This window comes from Legionella pneumophila subsp. fraseri (genome assembly GCF_000586315.1).
GTDB classification, from domain to species: Bacteria; Pseudomonadota; Gammaproteobacteria; order Legionellales; family Legionellaceae; genus Legionella; species Legionella pneumophila_B.
Genome location: NZ_KK074224.1, coordinates 14,055 through 33,425 on the forward strand (window position 1 = coordinate 14,055; position 19,371 = coordinate 33,425).

The window sequence follows — 19,371 nt, forward strand, 5'->3', positions numbered from 1 at the left end:
GCTAGAGAGATATCAAGCGGATGATGAGGATGCCTCATTAAATGAAGCCTTCAAAAATCTTGAGAATGCCGAGCGTTCGCAGCTTTTAACAAATTTCATCAAACTGAGCTTGTCTCAAATTAACGTCAATGTTGATCGGACAGTTAACCATAAATTCTTTTCAATAATCAAACAATGGGAAAAACTGATAACACCTCGTGATGAGGAAATGTCCAACAAAATTAAAGAGCTTGACCCAATAGGTACCCAACCCGATGACATTAGTTTGCTAAAAAAAGTTGATCTTGCTATTCAAGCATCTCCTATTGGATTAGAGGGTATCTATGAAGGACAAAGAGGTTTACAAGTCGCCTTAACCGACTATGGGAAACAAAAATCTGTCGATCCAGCATTACGTAAATTGGCTGATCGACTGGGCATGCGTAATGGTGACGCCATACTAGCTCATCAATTCATCGCGTATTACTCAAATAAAGCGTTTCTACTGTCAATTGATGGAATAAACAGTACTCAAGGGCGTGAATTTTTTGATCGAGCTTTCCTGGATGCTTTCCGAAACGCTACAGCAGATGAAAAAGGTAAGCTGTTAAATTTTCTACAAAATATTCCGTTGGATCAAAAACATAATCCTTGCGCGCTGAAAGCGCCACATGAAGCGTTTATCAATGAGCTTTTGGTAAAGTGCGCAAATATAGACCCAGAAGCATACAAGGCAATTACTAATACCGACTTCCCATCGACTAAAGCATCAGATGACTTTATTGATTCAATCACCAAAAAAAATCCATTAAGTCCCAAAGAACCTGATGCAACGGATCGCTTATTTGGATTTGCCAGAGATGTTAACCTTCTTGCTCTCAAAATTGAGCATTTCCAAAAGAAAACTCCACCACTTAGTCCTCTTGATCAAGAAAAATTAGATGATCTCTATGCGAAATTAATCTGTTCAAACCTCGCTTATCAATTGACCTATGACCAAGCTACGGAGGACACTCTTGACAATTTGCATAAGAATTTTGAATTTACTCGAGAAATGGGGTTGGTTCAAACCAATATAAATCAACTTCAAGAAAATATGAATCGGTTCTCAAGTACATTAAATGAAAATGGGCGAGCCAAAAAATTTAAAGAAGCGTTCGATCAGTACGTCAAAGATGACAAATTTGATGGGCGTAAAATAAATTGTAAAGAGATTCCTGAATCTGTTAAGGATCTTCCTGGCTTTATCTCATTAGGTGATAGATACAGCTTGGATGTTTTGCATGGTGCCATCTATTTTGGAAATAACAAACTAGGAGTTATGCCAACACACATCCAGGCGAATATTGCTTTACAAGTTTTGGGAATAGAGAATCTTCCATTCAAAGCAAAAGACGGCGGATATATTTATGTTGAAGGTGAAGATGAATTGGATTCAGGTAATAAAATTAAAGCATCTATCACACCTCAAAAAGATGGAAGTCTTGTTATCCAGAGAGAACTCAATACTTTGGATGGTGATTCTAGAATCCTTCAGTACATCCAACCCGATAATATGGGCTCGATTCCAATTTCCTTACAAAGAAGATTGAAGGTAGAGCATTATTTTACAGACTCTTCGGGGTTGATTCATGGATTTACTTCTGATTTCAAGCCAGTAATAAAATTATCAAAAGATATAAATGGGGTTTGGAATGGGAGTTTTGTCGATCACCTTGGTAGGCAAGTTCCTGTTCAATTGAAATCTGAAGAAAAAGCCATTACTCACGCACTCGCAAATGTTTTTCCGTCAGAGGAAATGATTAGCGTTGATAAAAATACGGTTTACGTACCATCCATAGCGAAATATGTACTGTACGATGAACATACAAAGAGTTATTTCCTTTCAGACAGTAATCTCATAACTGAGGTAGGTGCAAGGAAAAAACTTACAATTATTAAGGAAGGTTCTGCTTATACAACAAAAGAATTATCAGTTTCTGAGGAAAATGAAGTAAGGGAACTGAAAGAGGAAATAAGGAAACAAAGTAAAGAGTATTTAGAAGAGCAAATTAAAGAATGTAAAGGAAAATTGAGGGAAATAGAAGGGAAAAATGACACGAATAGTATTCGGGAAAAAGAAAAATTTGAGAAGCAAATTCAAGGCGCTGAATCCAGAATCAAATTGCTCACAGGAAACAGTTTGCTCAGTAAGCAAGCAAGAGAGCAAGTAACTAAAAAAATTAAGGATTGTGAAAATAAAATTAGAGAAATCACTACTCCAGAATACTTTGTATTCGTTACTAAAACGCCACAAATCATGGCTTTAGAAGAAAGGGTGCTTGAGTTAGAAAAGGCAATGAATCAATCCTACAGAGAATTTATGGAGGGTGCTAAAGACAAGAATACGCTTGCATCTCAGTATGATAAAGCAAAAACTGATTATTTACAGGCTAAAGAAAAGCTTAACAGCGCTTATGCAACCGTAGATTACCTGAGAACTTATAGAGACATAGGCAGTGAATTAACGACTAAAGACCTTCAAAGCATTCTTCACATTGGTACGATAGAGGGTAAAGCATCAATTTTAACCAAGCTTTTGGGCGCTAATGTTCCTAAATTGCCATTAAATTCAAGTGAGCTCGATCAGTTAAGGAATATTAAGCAGGCTCTGGAACAGAAGAAAGAAGATAAAAGTATCACAATGGAAGACAGAGCTGCTCTTATTATGTTGATTGGTACAGAATTACAGCATCATATATTAGAACGAACAGCCTGCGCTCATGGAAAGTTAGACAAATGGAATAGAGAAGCTTATGCTCAGTTATTAACTGAGTTTAAGGCTGAAGTATCAGAGCTTAAAAAACTATCAGGAACGTTGCCCTTAGAGCAGTTCTCTGAATTGTGGCGTTCAATAAACTCTGAATTTGCAGATGAAGATAAGGAACTGGATAAATTTTTTATCCCCCCGGTCACTGCGATTGAAAAGAGTGCTCCTAAACCAATTAGCCTAAATACAAAAACAACATTCATGCCTATTGAATCAATAGGTGCTCGCTCATTGATCCAATTTAATTTGTTTACGGATCCCCAAAAACTCGTTGATTCATCTCAGCTGGATCTTGAAATGCGCTTAAAGACTGGTTTAAGTACATTTAAAGATTCTATCCAAGCTCAAGAAGATGGTTATTATTATGAAAACTACGGGGTTTTTAATGAAAAAACTCTTGAAAAATTAATGAGTGTTACTCCTGGTCATAATGGACTTGGAGGCGTAAGTAGAGAAAATATTTCGGATTTGTTCGAGATAATGAAGGAAAATGGTTGGATTCGTGCTGTAGGATCTGAAGATTCGAACAGATATCAGCTTGCACGCCACCCAAGTGAATTCTACTCTGCACCTAAAATTTCAAGTTATTTAGCGGAAAAAGGTTTTTCAAAAAGCGAAATACGCAATATTTCAGATAGACTGGAGACATTTTTATATCAGACGGCTGTGAGTGGTGGTACCTATTCAATAAAAGAAGGAAACCGAGATGAATTAATTGAAAAAGTCACAGGGGCTCAGGAAAAATGCAATAATGAATACTTGGATGCCAAGGATAAAATTGAATCGATTTTAGCTGAAACTTCTCCACGTGTTACGTTTGCTGAACTAAATGCGGCATATCTTTTAAATGATTTTACGAAGTTACTTTCTAAATTTCCCAAAGGAACGGACCTGCATCAGAAAGAGATAGCATTAAATAATGCGATGACCAGGATGTTGTATTATAAAACCGAGTTAGATCATTTAAATGACATTCAGGCAATGTTCAAAGGCGGGCAAGATGCGAAAGCGGTAGCAATGTTGCATATAAAACGAAATTATTCGCTTGATCGCTTACTTGATTCTGAAATTGCTTTAGATACTACTGCAACTAGAGAAGCAGTGGAACAAGAGCGAAAAATGCAAAGAGCATTCTTGCTGTTTGAATCTGAATTTGGTCACCGATGCAATACCCGCCAGGTTAATATTTTCCGTGGTTTATTACTTGATGACGAACTGAATCCAGACAAAATTGATTCAGCCCAAGCCAGAATGGGATTTGGTAAGACAACCCTGTTACCATTAGTCGCTCTGTATAAAACTGAGGCTAATAAATTGGTACGCTTTATAGTACCAAAATCAGCGCTTGAAACTAATACATCCGATATGTCGCTGACGTTGAGTAACTTGTTAGCCGGTCGTGCTGTAAAAGATGATTTCCAGCGCTATCGAATTGAGTCTGATCCTGAACCTGAGATGGGTTTGGATAGTCCTCGTTTGAAGTCTTTCCAGAACGCAAAAGAAGACCTGAAAAAACGACTCGCGATGTATGAGAGAATCAGAGAAAATCGAGAAGTATTGGTGCAGTCACCTAGCGTTCGTAACTCCATGGAGTGTCAAGCTAAAATTTTCTTGGATATGCTGAACCAGCTAAACCCCAAGGAATCCTTACAAAGAAAAGAGATTATGGAGTGTATTTCAATACTAAATGAAATCCGTTCTATGGTAACAGTTTCAGTATTCGATGAGTTAGATGCTACTCAGGATAGTGCAACTACAGATGTAAATTATACATCGGGTACTAAAGAATCAATTAATCCGGATGAAATCTATCCTCTGGAAGTGATAACTCAGACTATCAAGTCTGCAGAAGATAAAAAACCGGCTAAATTGGCTGAGATTCTATTTGAGAAATTTAAAATATCGGATCCAGATGGAAGTATTCTGAAGTACGTAACTTCTTTAGAAGAAGAGCAACCCAAAGGTGTTAATCAGTCAAATAGTACGCAAGTTTATTTAATGCGTGCTGTGCTTACCGATCCAATTATGCTGAGTGTATTTACTGAAAAAGAACCAGGAACAGACTTTGGAATTTGGTTCGAAAATGCTCAGGATGGGTCAAAGCAATATGATTATGAAGCTCTTAGAACAGGGAAAGAAACAAAGTCTACAAAACCATTATTAATTACGGTTCCTTACCAGGCCGCCAATACGCCAAAACCGAGAGGGTCACGATTTGACAATCCGGAAGTCACCGCCATTACGACTTTCTTGTATTATCTGGATCCCAGGACAGAAATAAATGAGGTACCTCATTTAGAGTTTTTAATCGATTCTTTCAGAAGCGGTGTTGGAGAAAAACCGTTCCTTGATTCCACAGGGCAGCAAATTGAGCCTGAATTCCGAGAAATATTCAATAAAATTAAAGAGTTATCAGAAATTGAAGACCCAATTTTTAGAAAGTCTGAAAGAGAAAAATACTTTTCTGAGCTTGATAAGGGAGAGGCATTCAGGAAGATGTTGGCTCGCACTATTATTCAGGAGCAAATTAAATTTGATAGTGGCAAGGCAAACAGTAATCGATATGAAATGGGCACCACTCAAGATGTTGTAATTGGATTCTCAGGAACTGCTGGTGATACATCTTCTCATTTCAAAGAGAACATGCTTGATCCTGCTGCCGATGGCAACATGACCTTAGGTATTATGGGAAGACAAAATTGTCAAGCTACTACGTCACTTGATACTGAAAGTTTTACAAGCTCTGGCGATTACACCGGTTCTTTGATAAAAGAGTTGGCTAAATCCTTTTCAGACAAGTCAAGAACTTTAATTGATGTAGGGGGGTTATGCAAGATCTCTAATCGTGGGGTTGCTTTAGAAATTGCAAAACAACTAAAAATAAAAGAAGAACCACTAAAAAGTCTCAAAGGGGTTATTTTCTACGATGATGTAACCAATATGAAAAAGGTCCTTATCCTGAAAGAGGGTAAAGAAACCATAGTTGATTTAACTCCCGAAATGGTAGCTGATTCCGATAAAAACGGCAGTTATTTTACCTATTATGATCAAAGTCACTCTCGCGGTGCGGACATTAAGCAGATGGATGGAGCTCATGCGCATTTAACCCTGAACTTTACAGTGACTAATAATGACTACAAGCAAGCTATAATGAGAATGAGGAAAATTGTTGATAAAACATCAGGACAGTCATTCTCCATAGCCATACCCGATAACGTCAAAGAACAGATATTTATCGACCTGAAACTTAACAAAAGTGATAGGCCATCTGGACTTACAGGAAACGATGTTGCATTTTGGTTAAGACAAAAAGAGCTGAAGAATGATCTAAATAATGTTTCTGTACTGACAATGGAGTTAGATTCAGTTATAAAAAATGCAATTTTGCAGCAACAAGCAGAGATAACCAAGTTATTAAAAGAGAAGGGTACAGAATTATCGGATGAACAAATCAAAGCGTTTGGCAAAATGGTTGCCAAACTCAATAAAATTTCCCCCTTCATTTCTGGTAGTGTGGGTGATTTAAAGGCCAAATATGGTGGTACATATGGTGAAATTACCAGGGAAGCCTTTATTGAAAAGCTAGAAAAGTCGTTCAAAGAGCGCATGAGTGAGCTTTATGAAGCAGTTGATATTGCAAGAAGCGAGTTGAATTTAAAGGCCAGAGAGATTCGAGAAAAACCAGAAGACGATCCTTATGTTTCTATGAAAGATAGAATTATAGAAAGACGCAAAGCGCAACTAAGTCCTAAATTTGTAATTCCTTCCGAACGTGGTAATGCTTTGGCTGAAGCGGAGAGTGTCACTGAGAATCAGTCGCAGAGTCAATCACAAAGTCAAAGCCAGAGTCAAAGTCAAACTCAAACCCATTCATTTTCTGAAGTGAATAATGAAGAAGTTGTGGTTGAAGCTGTGCTGACCAAACATGAAGTTCCTATCGAACCGGTCTCTATATCGTATTTAGCAAATCCAAGAGAACTAAGCAACTTACCTTTTGCCTATAAAACACCTCATATGACGCATTTATTCACAGATAGCGATCCTATTCGTTGTAGTTCTAAGTATACAAAAGAAGATCCGCTGCCTCCTGTTCGGTATTTTGTAGCTCGGGAAGTGGGTAATCCAAAAATAATTTTAATTAACCAAGATGAGGCAAACCGATTTAAAGCAGCTCCTCAAGAAGGATGGAGCTTATACGATATTAGAAACACCAAACTTCAAGAGGTTTCCAAATTAAAAGTGCTTGAACCTATTGCTGGTCCGGTAATCGAATCTTTAAAAGATCCACTGGTGAAAAAATTGAATTTCGCCGCTTACAGAAATCCGGTATTTGGTGAAACGGTTAAAGAACTATCAACATCATTTGAAGGAATTTTAACTGAAAAACAATTAAAACCTTCACTTGAGATAAATTATTCTGATACTAAAAATCTTACCGCCAAGGATAAAATATTTGATTTATCAGAATGGGGTTTTACTGGAAAAAATTCAAAGAAAACTCAAATACAAATTGCGCAATCAGAAACACTGAAAAATATTGATATAAATGGAAAAGAATATAAAGAGTCTGGTGTCACTATTTCCATAGGAAAAGGGGAGGGGCGGGCTGAAGTATTTGTATCTTCAAAACTCAATGAACGTTTTTCCGCCGAGAAACGCCCAAAAATTGATGAAGTGAATGATCAAATTAAAAAGGAATTTGATGAGGCAAGGAAAAAAGGAACAGATCTTAAAAAACAATATCAAGACCTTCGACTTAGAAAGCATGAAAGATTCGAATATTATCGTGATCAAATTGAAAAATTGGAAAAGCAAAGAGAAGATGTGATAAAAGACGGATCAAAGAAACTAATTGAGCGTTTCCCGGAAGGAATGCGATTTTTATTTGATGTAAGAGATTACTATGAGGGCAATTTTGGTAGTAAAGCCTTATGGTATATTCGAAACTTTTCCCGCACGAAGCTAGACGGTTCACCAGAATATGGTTTCAAACTTGATGGGCAATGGTTTGGAGAGGTTGAGGATGGTGTGGGGCATTGTGTAAACAAATTATTTAAAGAGAACAAGAATAAAGCAATGACTCAGGAAGAGTTAAGCAGAAAATTAGATGAGCAGATTAATAGAGTTTACACCATTGTAGAAACGAGATTTCATGATTCTGTAAGCTATGAAGATCACAATACTGTTCCCATGGAGGCACTATTTGCTGCGAGCCAGGAACCAGCAACTAAAACAGTTATAGAAAAAAAGACCACAGGAGGGAAGAAAAATAAGAAAACGGTAAATGTTCCAGTAGAAAAGCCTAATACTGATGTTGAGATCTGGGGTGAAAAATTCAATTCTGCATTTAAGGATCTCTTCTTTGATGTTAGTTCTTGGGTACTGGATGATAAGACCTCTGATGAGAAAAAAAGAAATAAGGCTTTCAATGAATGGAGTGAACAGGTCGAAAGCGAAATTGTAAAGGCTAGAAGCACAATGCCAAAACTTTCTCGAACAGAACTCCTGGAGAAAATTTTGAATGTCACTCGGACCTTTGCAGAGAAAAATGATCAGGATTCTGAAGATCTTGTAGAGAGAGTTAAGAACAGGTTGTGTTACTCTACAACGGCTGGGCCAAATAAACAAAAGAATCTTGCCACTATGCGAGAAGACATCAAGAATATGATCATTCAAGATTTCATTGATGTTGCCGAAAATCCAAGTGAAGAACAAAAAGAATTTTATGAAAAAGTTCTAAATCTTGCTAAGACAAAACTTGTTAAAAATAATTATAAAGTTCCAGATAGATTATTGGATTATAAGACACATCCTATTTCTAAAGACGAAATTAGAGAAGCGGTCAAGCAAGCGTTTATTAATCAAAATGTGGCTACCACTCCAGAAGAAATAGAGGAGTTTGTGGTAATGGCAGCTGAGCGGCTTGCAGGGCATAAACATCTTGTTGAAGAGTTATTGCCACATTACAGACCGGTAAAAGATCGTCCGATATATTTCAGTGAGCTGGATGGACAAAAGCGAAGATTATTTGGCGTTAGTCATGATATTCTCACACAAATGGATGATGATGTTTTAGAGATTGATGAGAAAATAAAAGAGCTTAAGGAGAAACGCAAAGCAGAAATTGCCCAACTTGAGAGTGAAGGTGCTGATATTAAAGAAAAGCTAGTAGAAAATACAGCTAAGGTTAAAGAATTAAATGGACAATGGAATGCGATTCAAAAATTAATAGATGGCATTAAGAAATTCTTTGGTGTCTTCACTACGGAAAACCATGTCAACGTACACGAAGAGAAGCCAACAGAGTTTTTTGATAATCATTTTAATATACCTGCAATTATTGACCATGAAGTATCAATGACAGCTGATCTCACGTTTACTCCTCCAGAGTACTATGAGGTGCAGCATGATATGGAAGTGCAACGAGAACAACTACATGGTCTTGATGATTCTACTGAGCTTCGTGCTGAAGGTACTGTGATTAATGCTGGTAAAATTGTTGCCAGGGAATCTGCTGAAGTACAAGGAAGGGAAAATGTTGTATTGGGACTTGTAGAAGAGCATGTACTGGAAGAGCGTCAGGAAGTTACTCTCAAGAAAGATCCTGCATTAGTTGTTGTTAACAAGCCTGTTTTTGAAGTTGAACCTTTACAACCTGAGCTTGTGGGTAAAAAAGGGGATACTAGAGAAATAACTCATAAATATAAAACTCGTTTGCATAAAGAATTTGAGGAGGAAAATAACCATGAAGTTCAAGTGCATAACAAATTATAAACAGAATAGCCTGTATGAATAATAGCTGCCAGAGATTGTGTAAGAAGATAAAGGCAAAGCCAATGTACGTAATGGCGTCATATATGAACGATTACAAACCAACTCACTTAATTTATAGGGTTTTGAGTAAATCCTGATACATATCTTCTGTTTTGTCTACCCCATCTCGAAGTAACTTGGATAAAGTCACTATAAAAGAATCAATGACTTGCTGTTTTGTTTGAGTTGAATGTTCAACTTTATTTTCGAGTTGTTGAATCATGGTTTTAAGATCCTTGTTCCTATAAATTTCAGCAAAAAGTTCGGGAGTACTCTTTGGTGCCTTACCTTGCTTCAACAAGGTATAGGACGCAAAAAATAGGGTGGAAGCCGCAAAACAACAAACTTGATCGTCAGCTCTGGATTGAAGTTTTTCAGTGGTGTCAAAAATTCCAGTTCGAGGGTCTTCAATGGATACATTGGCTTCACCTGGTAGCTTAAAAGTTACATATTCATGAACTGGTGGTGGAATTTGGCCCATTATCTTGGAAAGAAATCCTAGTCGCCCTTCATCACTTACGAGGCCACCTACAGCAATATCATTAAAGGAGACAGGTAAGTTTTTTTGTTTAAGCGCAAACTCGACACCTTGTTTGATGAATAACGCTTTATCCTTTATACCGCACAATGATTCACAATTTACAAGAGCAAAATACTTTTCTTTTTTCAATTTAAAAACTTGAATTTTTATGGTGTTATCCGCATGTTCATCGTATAGGATCCAGGCTTTTCTGTTCATTAATTTTTCAAGAATATACTCAATTTCATCAGAATATAACCCCAAGCTCTTGAGTATTTTTTTTTGCTCAGAAAAAAATCTCATGGTATACCTCCAATGACAAGTCAACTGAATAAATGCAGGAGTGCAAAACTTACAGCTAGTACTTGGAACAATATAATAAAACACCTTATAAGTGCAATAAACTGTATACAATGATTTAAATAATATTAAACTGGAAAGATTCTTAGAAATAAAAATTAGTATGCAGAGGCAGTTGGATCCCATAATTCATTGTAGATAGTCTATCATTATATAATATGGAATGTATAACCACTTGACATTGTGATTTTTACTTGATCAATGCATGGGTTTTCTGATACTATAGTGTTTTTTATAAGTTTTTTGAGCGGCCATGGCAAGATTCAAAACACATGAAGAGCGAATGAAGCATAGACATGCAAAATTGATCCCTGCTTCAATGTGGCATGACAATCAACTGTTTTACGAAGTTCTAGATGAGTCTGTGCTCTCTATTATGAAAGCCAAAACAAGCAAAGACGCAATTTCTCTGTTAGTTAAATATCTCCCCAAGCTCAATGATCAATGGAAAAAAAAGCAAGCTTGGTTAGGTATTGCGTTAACGCAACTTGAGAATTTCTCAATACTCCTTGAATCAGCAAAAATACTTGGCTTTAGCAAAAATAATCTATTCTCATTATTTGCAATTCTAGGGAATGTCAAATTTTTGAATGAGTATGCAAAAGAAAGTGGAAATGATGGTATTTTGGAGATGATTAAGGATAATCAATTTTATCCATATAAAAAGGCAGCTGAGCACGGCAACCTGGATGTGTTAACATGTTTAGAAACTTGGGCTTCCAGTCAGATATTGGAAATGATTCTTGCCAATGATTTTTATGCCTATAAACAAGCTGCACATAATGGACATATCAATGTAATTAAACACTTGGAAACAAAGGCTCCTGGTTATATTCTCCAAATGATTCAGGCGCAGGACTATTATGGATTCAGATTGGGAGCAAGTGGCGGCCATATCGAATTACTAAAGCATATGCAATCCAAAGCTCCTCAATTATTTGATAAAATGGTAGCAGCCAATAATTTTTTTGCTTACCGCGCTTCTTTAGAAAATGGACATTTTGAAGTCAGTAATTGGTTACTTTCAAATAGCAGCAGCTGTTTAGCCTATGCTGAAGCTCATAGGCATGAATACGGTACTACCAGCGTTAATCCATTCATTGAAAATCGACTTGCTGTGCTTCATCGCGAGGCAATCAATTTACCCCCCCCTGCTGTATTTGACATCCAGGATACAGAACAGGCCAAAATTTGTTTTTATATGATACGAAATTTGATTCGTCGCAATGAACGCAATCTGGATGACGAGATTAAATTTTTATTGAATATACCATCGGTAAAAGCTTTAGCGCATACCGTTGTTACTCCCAACCAGCCAAATGAGTTGATACGGCTTGCTTTGACAACAGGGAATCATGAAGCTGCTTCAATTTTATTAAATATTCCCGAAGTGAGAGTCTTGAGCGAAGAAAACGATTTTTATCGAGATGAAGTAAATGGAAAATTAGATTTAGCACAGCTGAGCAGAGATAGTGAATCGTCAATGACCTCGCTGACAAAAGGAGAAAAAACACGCCTAAATGAGGCCATCAAGCGCTATCGGCCTACTCTCGAGAGCGTAGGTACAGCCAAGCTCATGCAAGCTTTACGTGATCAATTAAAAGAAAGGTATATGGCCAACCCAGCATCGATAATTAATGAGGAAGGAAGAACAATTATCCTGCCTATGGATTTTGAAGAATTTAAACAAATTAAACTAAGCAAAAAGGATTACGAGCTAGCCCTAAAGTCTTATTTCCAAAATAAGAATCACACGGCATGGCGTTATTTAGCTAAGCCTAATCCATGGATGCATCCTGAAGCGGAATATATTTATATCGATAAACTAACTTCCGCTAAATGGTCAACTTTTGAAGAGTATCAACCCCTTATTGCAATGTTGTGGTTGGCTGCGACTGATAAAGAGGCTGAGCCTACTGACGGGCATACTATTGAATCCCGATTAGACCATTTTGTAGAAGAACTAGCCCTCATTGGTCGTTCACATAATTGGGATAAAACGCGCATTAATTCAAAAAACCAACAGGAAGAGTATGATGACCTGGAAGGGGATAGGCCATCTTGTTATTCTGGGGTCAAGAGGAGGCTTTTTCAATCGGTCTTAGGGCATCCTCTCATTACTATTTTAACTGAAGACATGGTTTTGGAGGAGATAAGAACTTTTGCCCGTCAACATTTTCAGTTATTTATTAGTGAAGCCAAAAAAGCGGCTTTAAAAGAGGCATTTGATGATTACATTGTCAATATAAATGAAATCAGTACAACCAGTAAAGAGCTTTTAATATCCATGAACATCCCTCCAGAAAAGCAAGAGGAATTTGAGGGATATTTATCAAAAAAATATGGGGCTCAATATACCGAAGATTTCGCCTTTATCAGCATAGTGCGTAATAAATTGTCTCTCTCTTCCGATAAAACTGACTTTTTTGGTAATTGCCATGCTCTAATGCTCGACGGAAATGTTGGGTTGTATCAGATGTTAGAAAACACCGGTGAATTAAAAACCGATAGCAATCTTAGTGGGGTAAGAACGAGCCAAATAGGATTTTTTAAACATAAAAAAGAAGAAACGATTGCAGATTTTTGCGATGAGGCTCCTTCTCCTCCTTCACCCGAAATTTGAAGTTTTATGCGCCTTGTTTTTCAAAGATATTGTCAAGCCAACACTTTTGAGGCGAATATGAACTTGGATGTTGTAGTTACTGCAACCTGACTGTAGATTATTAGTAAACGTTCACTCAATGACATCAGACCTTTACGATTATTATTGTTGAGTTCATTTTTACAAGATAAACAAGCGGTCAGTAATCGATTAATTTCGGTAAGAATGACTGTCTATCCTCTTGCTTACTCTATACATTATGCTTTTTACTCTCATATTGCAGCCAGCATTCGCTATGTTAGGTCATAGAATATTCCAAATCACCAAACAAATCATAGTCGTCACTGTCGGTTATCATTGCTTCTGCAAAAGACCCAGCGGTAATCCCAGATGTTTTAGGCAAATAAACCAGACCATCGATTTCAGGAGCATCGCTTTTACTACGAGCTATGATTTGATCGTCGGTTATCTCATCAATTAAAACGGTTTGAGTGCTGCCAATTTTATTTTTTAATTTATCACGACTGATTTCTGCTTGTACTTGCATAAAACGATGATAACGCTCTTCTTTAATGTCTTCAGAAACAGGGTTATCCAAATCATTTGCTTTGGCTCCCTCAACAGGGGAGTATTTGAAACAACCGACTCTGTCTAGTTGTGCCTCTTTAAGGAAGGCTAGTAATTCGGAAAACTCCTCTTCTGTTTCACCAGGGAAACCTACAATGAATGTGGAGCGTAACGTAATGTCAGGGCAAATTTCTCTCCATGAAGCAATTCGCAATAAGGTATTTTCACTGCTGGCAGGTCTTTTCATTGCTTTTAATATGCGTGAATTGGCATGTTGTAATGGTATGTCCAGGTAAGGCAAAATCAGGCCATCGCGCATTAGAGGAACAATATCATCAACATGGGGGTAGGGATAGACATAATGGAGTCTCACCCAAATTCCTAATTCGCCTAATTGTTCGCATAGATCGTAAAAACGGGTATTGACTGTTTTTCCTTGCCATTCGACTTGCTGATAACGTGTATCCACGCCATAAGCACTGGTGTCTTGTGAGATAACCAGTAATTCTTTAACTCCGGCTTGTTTTAATTTTTTAGCTTCAGTAAGAATTTGGGCCATTGGATAGCTTTGCAATTTTCCTCTCATCGTAGGGATAATGCAAAAAGTGCATTTTTGGTTGCATCCTTCTGATATTTTTAAATAAGCATAATGCCGAGGTGTCAGTTTTATTCCCTGTGGGGGAATAAGTTGTGTAAATGGGTCTGCAGGAGGAGGCAAGTGTTGGTGTACCGCATTGACTACTTCTTCATAGGCATGCGCGCCACTGATATGCAGGACATCAGGACAGGCATTTTTAATCACATCCGCTTTAGCTCCCAAACATCCAGTAACGATCACTCGCCCGTTTTCAGCCATCGCTTCCTTTATCGTGTCCAGTGATTCCTGGACAGCGCTGTCAATGAAGCCGCACGTATTTATCACGACGACTCCAGCATCCTGGTAAGTGGGAACCAACTCATATCCTTGTGCTTTAAGCTGAGTAATGATTCGCTCTGAATCAACCAGTGCCTTGGGGCATCCTAAACTGACAAATCCTACTTTATGATTCATAAACTTCTATCTGTAAAAAAAATGAGCGAATTATACTGCTTAATCGTTCAAGTGTCGACTGATTTCATACAAAAGTAACAGCGATTACTTTAGTTCGCATCAATGTTTTTTATTGTTTGCATGAATTCATCGGCGTTCAATTCACCAACTCTTTTCAAATTATTGAGTTGTATGCCTTGAGCATTAAAAAAGATAAAAGTCGGAGGGGCTACTACACGGAAATGCTGCATTAATGCTCTGTCATTTTTATTATTGGCAGTCACATCCACTTTTATAACGATAAAATGGCTCAATGCTTTTTGTACCCGAGGATCTTTGAACGTCGTGTTTTCCATCACTTTACATGAGGCACACCAGTCAGCATAAAAATCAAGCATCACTGGTTTTCCAAACGCTTGTTTAATAGCCAGTTCAACACTTTTAACAGATTGGGCTCTAGCCGATTCAAAAGCATTGGTTACAGTCGGAGCTGCTTGCAAGTTGGCTAAAGGCTGTAAAGGGTTGGAAGATCCCATGCTAGCCCCAATGAGAATCAGCAATCCATAGGTTAGCAAAATGATACCAATGCCTTGGCAGAGCTTTTCCTGGTTTGTATTCGATTTGGTTAAGGCACCTGAGTAAATACCAGAAAAAATCAGGAGACAAGCCCATAGTCCCATGACCAGACCTGCTGGTAAAATGCGTGCCATCAGATAAATAGCAACTGCAAGAAGTAATATCCCAAAAAAAGCTTTAACAGCATTCATCCAGCTTCCTGTTTCAGGTAGCCATTTACCGGCAGAAGTTCCTATCAGCAGCAATGGAGTGCCCATGCCGAGACTTAAGGTAAATAGAGTGACACTGCCGAGTAATACATTTCCGGTTTGTGCTATGTAAGTTAAAACCCCGATTAATGGTGCTGTGACGCATGGTGATAGAATGAGAGTGGACAAACATCCCATGATGGCTGCACCAAGATAGTGCCCGCCTCGTTGTTCGCGACTTGGACCCACTATTTTGCTTTGCCACGCATCAGGGAGTTTGAATTCATAAAAACCAAACATGGACAAGGCCAGCAAAACGAATATCAGACTGAATAGACTGATAGCCCATGGTGACTGCATACTGATTTGTAGATTGGCTCCAAGCAGGGCAACGACAGCACCCACAACGGCATAAGTGACGGACATGCTGAGCACGTAGCTTAATGACAGGAAAAATGCTTTTTTCGTGGTTGCAGTTTTCCCATGACCAACAATAATGCCTGAAAGGACAGGAACCATGGGAAGTATACAAGGAGTGAAGGACAGGAGCAGGCCAAACCCGTAAAATATAAGCAGAATCATTATCCAATTATGATTCGCAAAAATGTCAGCGATGTCTTGTTCCGATTGTTCAGTTTTTTCAGGGGTGACTTCCTCTGGCGCCTTCAATGTTTCCAAATCAACTTGGGAAAGAGCCAGTTTATCGCTAATTGCCAGTTTGATTTGCCTTACTTCTGGAGGATAACAAAAACCATCGTCAGCACATCCTTGAAAACGCAAATTGACTATTGTTTCTCCAGGGGTAATGCCAAGGACTCCCACAGGAAGAGTTAGTTGATTGCGGTAAACCTTAAAGGTTCGCCCTTGTTTATCCGTTTTGGTTAAGGGGGTAGGGAAGCGAAGGGTTCCAAGCTGTGCAATGTCATCATTATCGGAATTTAATTGAATACGGTCGCTATATAAAAAATACTTGGGCAAGATATCCCATTGTATGGCAAAGGTATTAGGATCTATTTTTTTTACATTAACCTTAAATACTTCAGAAGCTGGCAAGGGCTCAGCATGAACAAAAAGGGGAGTTAAAAATAATACGGATAATAAGAGCCATTTTTTCATTCGATATCTTTTACTGTTACTAATAAACATTATTGTAGACTCTGTAATCCCAAATCCAAAATTTTTTTTGATTTTACCCTTGAAAGTTTGTTTCTTGTCCCCATATCGCTGTCATCGGTATTGTTTGCCCTAAGGAAAGCAATACTTAAATGATTTAAAGTTTAATTTAATCAGGAGAGAAAAGTATGAAAATTCGTCCTTTACACGATCGCGTTGTTGTTCGTCGTATGGAAGAAGAGCGTACCACTGCTGGTGGTATTGTTATTCCAGATAGTGCTACCGAGAAACCTATGCGTGGCGAGATCATTGCTGTCGGCGCTGGCAAAGTATTAGAAAACGGTGATCTTCGTGCTTTAGCAGTTAAAGTAGGTGATGTGGTATTGTTTGGCAAGTACTCTGGTACTGAAGTTAAAGTTGATGGAAAAGAATTAGTTGTGATGCGCGAAGACGACATCATGGGTGTAATCGAGAAGTAATCTAATTGTTTAAAGGAGACAATGATAATGGCTAAAGAATTACGTTTTGGTGATGACGCTCGCCTACAAATGCTTGCTGGCGTCAATGCATTAGCAGATGCAGTTCAAGTTACTATGGGTCCACGTGGCCGTAATGTTGTATTGGAAAAATCTTATGGCGCTCCTACTGTAACCAAAGATGGTGTGTCTGTTGCTAAAGAAATTGAGTTTGAGCATCGCTTCATGAACATGGGCGCTCAAATGGTTAAAGAAGTAGCCTCTAAAACTTCTGATACTGCTGGTGATGGTACTACTACTGCAACAGTATTGGCTCGTTCTATTCTTGTTGAAGGTCACAAGGCAGTTGCTGCTGGAATGAACCCAATGGATCTCAAACGCGGTATTGATAAAGCAGTATTGGCAGTTACTAAAAAATTACAAGCCATGTCCAAGCCATGCAAAGACAGCAAGGCTATTGCTCAAGTTGGAACGATTTCTGCTAATTCTGATGAAGCGATTGGTGCTATCATTGCTGAAGCAATGGAAAAAGTTGGTAAAGAGGGTGTTATTACCGTTGAAGATGGTAATGGATTGGAAAATGAGCTTTCTGTTGTTGAAGGTATGCAATTTGATCGCGGTTACATTTCTCCATACTTCATCAACAACCAACAAAACATGAGCTGCGAACTTGAGCATCCATTCATTTTATTGGTTGACAAAAAAGTTTCCAGCATTCGTGAAATGTTGTCAGTACTTGAGGGTGTTGCCAAATCTGGACGTCCTTTATTGATCATTGCAGAAGATGTTGAAGGCGAAGCGTTAGCTACTCTGGTAGTCAACAACATGCGCGGTATTGTAAAAGTATGTGCTGTCAAAGCGCCTGGTTTTGGTGACCGTCGCAAAGCGATGCTGCAAGACATTGCTATTTTGACTAAAGGTCAAGTTATTTCTGAAGAAATTGGCAAGAGCCTGGAAGGTGCTACTCTGGAAGATCTTGGTAGTGCTAAGCGAATTGTTGTTACCAAAGAAAACACTACTATCATTGATGGTGAAGGTAAAGCAACTGAAATTAATGCTCGTATTGCTCAAATTCGTGCACAAATGGAAGAAACCACTTCTGATTACGATAGAGAAAAATTACAAGAGCGCGTTGCTAAATTAGCTGGTGGTGTTGCTGTTATCAAAGTTGGCGCTGCTACAGAAGTTGAAATGAAAGAGAAGAAAGCCCGTGTTGAAGATGCTCTTCATGCTACTCGCGCTGCAGTAGAAGAAGGTATTGTTGCCGGTGGTGGTGTTGCCTTGATTCGTGCTCAGAAAGCTCTTGATTCACTGAAAGGCGATAACGACGATCAAAATATGGGTATCAATATTTTACGTCGCGCTATTGAGTCTCCAATGCGTCAGATTGTTACTAACGCAGGATATGAAGCTTCTGTTGTAGTAAACAAGGTAGCTGAGCACAAAGACAACTACGGTTTCAACGCTGCAACTGGTGAATACGGTGATATGGTTGAGATGGGTATTCTTGATCCAACCAAAGTAACCCGTATGGCTCTGCAAAATGCGGCTTCTGTAGCCAGTTTGATGTTGACTACTGAATGTATGGTTGCTGAGCTGCCTAAGAAAGAAGAAGGTGTTGGTGCCGGCGATATGGGCGGCATGGGCGGAATGGGTGGCATGGGCGGAATGATGTAATTTTCTCCCGGTTATCCAATAAAAAACCCGCTGTAAAGGCGGGTTTTTTATTGATGTCTATTTTGTTCTTTAACTATTTTGAACTATCCTTAATAACGTGAATAAATAACAAGGAAAGAATAATGAGTAAAGTAATTAAAAAGCTGGAAGTTGCTCTTGCTGATACTTATGCGTTGTACCTGAAAACACAAAATTACCATTGGCACGTTACCGGACCTCAATTTAAAAGTTTGCATGAATTATTTGAGATGCAATATAAAGAACTGGCGGAAGCAGTGGATCAAATTGCAGAACGAATTCGAATCATGGGTCATAAGGCCCCTGCTACCTTTACCGAGTTTAATCAATTGAAAACGATTAAAGATGGTGATTCCGGATTGAGTGCTAATGAGATGGTCAGTGAGTTAGCAAAAGATAATATGATGATAGTAAAAGATTTGAATCAGGCAATTAAAATTGCTCAGGAAAATGAAGACGAAGGTACTGTGACTATTCTAAGTGATCGAGTTGCGGCTCATGAAAAAGCTCATTGGATGTTATCAGCCTCAAAGGAAAAGAAATAAAATACTCATTTTATGTATCAGCTGGTATGGAATCATTGCCTGTCTTCAAATAATGTGTAGTAGTTCAAACTTGATCTGACAGTTACCGGTTTTTCAAG

8 protein-coding genes are annotated in these 19,371 nt (G+C 38.2%); 5 read left to right on the plus strand and 3 right to left on the minus strand.

What is annotated here, in order from left to right:
- Nucleotides 1-1,039 precede the first annotated feature (1,039 nt).
- Complete coding sequence (locus CC34_RS01000000116550; RefSeq protein WP_231957888.1) at nt 1,040-9,562, plus strand: DUF3638 domain-containing protein; 8,523 nt, start codon at nt 1,040-1,042, stop codon at nt 9,560-9,562.
- A 112-nt stretch (nt 9,563-9,674) separates the two neighbouring features.
- Here CC34_RS01000000116550 and CC34_RS0111550 read toward each other — a convergent pair whose 3' ends face one another.
- Entirely contained in the window at nt 9,675-10,424 is a 750-nt protein-coding gene (locus CC34_RS0111550; RefSeq protein WP_027228660.1) for a hypothetical protein, read from the minus strand.
- A 310-nt stretch (nt 10,425-10,734) separates the two neighbouring features.
- On the opposite strand from CC34_RS0111550, the gene CC34_RS01000000116555 reads away from it, so the two are divergent.
- Complete coding sequence (locus CC34_RS01000000116555) at nt 10,735-13,104, plus strand: hypothetical protein (protein ID WP_229310352.1); 2,370 nt, start codon at nt 10,735-10,737, stop codon at nt 13,102-13,104.
- Between the two features lie 277 nt (nt 13,105-13,381).
- On the opposite strand, the gene rimO is transcribed toward CC34_RS01000000116555, so the two are convergent.
- Nucleotides 13,382-14,701 carry a 30S ribosomal protein S12 methylthiotransferase RimO gene (gene rimO, locus CC34_RS0111560; RefSeq protein ID WP_028379526.1) on the minus strand — a complete coding sequence of 440 codons (1,320 nt, stop codon included), beginning with the start codon at nt 14,699-14,701 and terminating at the stop codon, nt 13,382-13,384.
- An 89-nt stretch (nt 14,702-14,790) separates the two neighbouring features.
- Nucleotides 14,791-16,560 carry a protein-disulfide reductase DsbD gene (dsbD, locus tag CC34_RS0111565; RefSeq protein ID WP_027228662.1) on the minus strand — a complete coding sequence of 590 codons (1,770 nt, stop codon included), beginning with the start codon at nt 16,558-16,560 and terminating at the stop codon, nt 14,791-14,793.
- 185 nt (nt 16,561-16,745) lie between these two features.
- Here dsbD and groES point away from each other — a divergent pair, with 185 nt between their 5' ends.
- The 3 genes from groES (at nt 16,746) to CC34_RS0111580 (ending at nt 19,273) form a co-directional block, all read left to right on the plus strand.
- Nucleotides 16,746-17,036, plus strand: a complete 291-nt coding sequence (gene groES, locus CC34_RS0111570; protein ID WP_027228663.1) for a co-chaperone GroES — start codon at nt 16,746-16,748, stop codon at nt 17,034-17,036.
- A 24-nt stretch (nt 17,037-17,060) separates the two neighbouring features.
- Complete coding sequence (gene groL / locus CC34_RS0111575; protein ID WP_196508405.1) at nt 17,061-18,710, plus strand: chaperonin GroEL; 1,650 nt, start codon at nt 17,061-17,063, stop codon at nt 18,708-18,710.
- A gap of 122 nt (nt 18,711-18,832) precedes the next feature.
- Entirely contained in the window at nt 18,833-19,273 is a 441-nt protein-coding gene (locus tag CC34_RS0111580) for a Dps family protein (protein WP_010946426.1), read from the plus strand.
- Nucleotides 19,274-19,371: the final 98 nt, after the last annotated feature.

Bases quoted from the DNA above. Each gene is read 5' to 3' on its own strand.
- rimO (WP_028379526.1), bottom strand. From the start codon at position 14,701: ATGAATCATAAAGTAGGATTTGTCAGTTTAGGATGCCCCAAGGCACTG.
- dsbD (WP_027228662.1), bottom strand. From the start codon at position 16,560: ATGAAAAAATGGCTCTTATTATCCGTATTATTTTTAACTCCCCTTTTT.
- CC34_RS01000000116555 (WP_229310352.1), top strand. From the start codon at position 10,735: ATGGCAAGATTCAAAACACATGAAGAGCGAATGAAGCATAGACATGCA.
- groES (WP_027228663.1), top strand. From the start codon at position 16,746: ATGAAAATTCGTCCTTTACACGATCGCGTTGTTGTTCGTCGTATGGAA.
- CC34_RS0111550 (WP_027228660.1), bottom strand. From the start codon at position 10,424: ATGAGATTTTTTTCTGAGCAAAAAAAAATACTCAAGAGCTTGGGGTTA.
- CC34_RS0111580 (WP_010946426.1), top strand. From the start codon at position 18,833: ATGAGTAAAGTAATTAAAAAGCTGGAAGTTGCTCTTGCTGATACTTAT.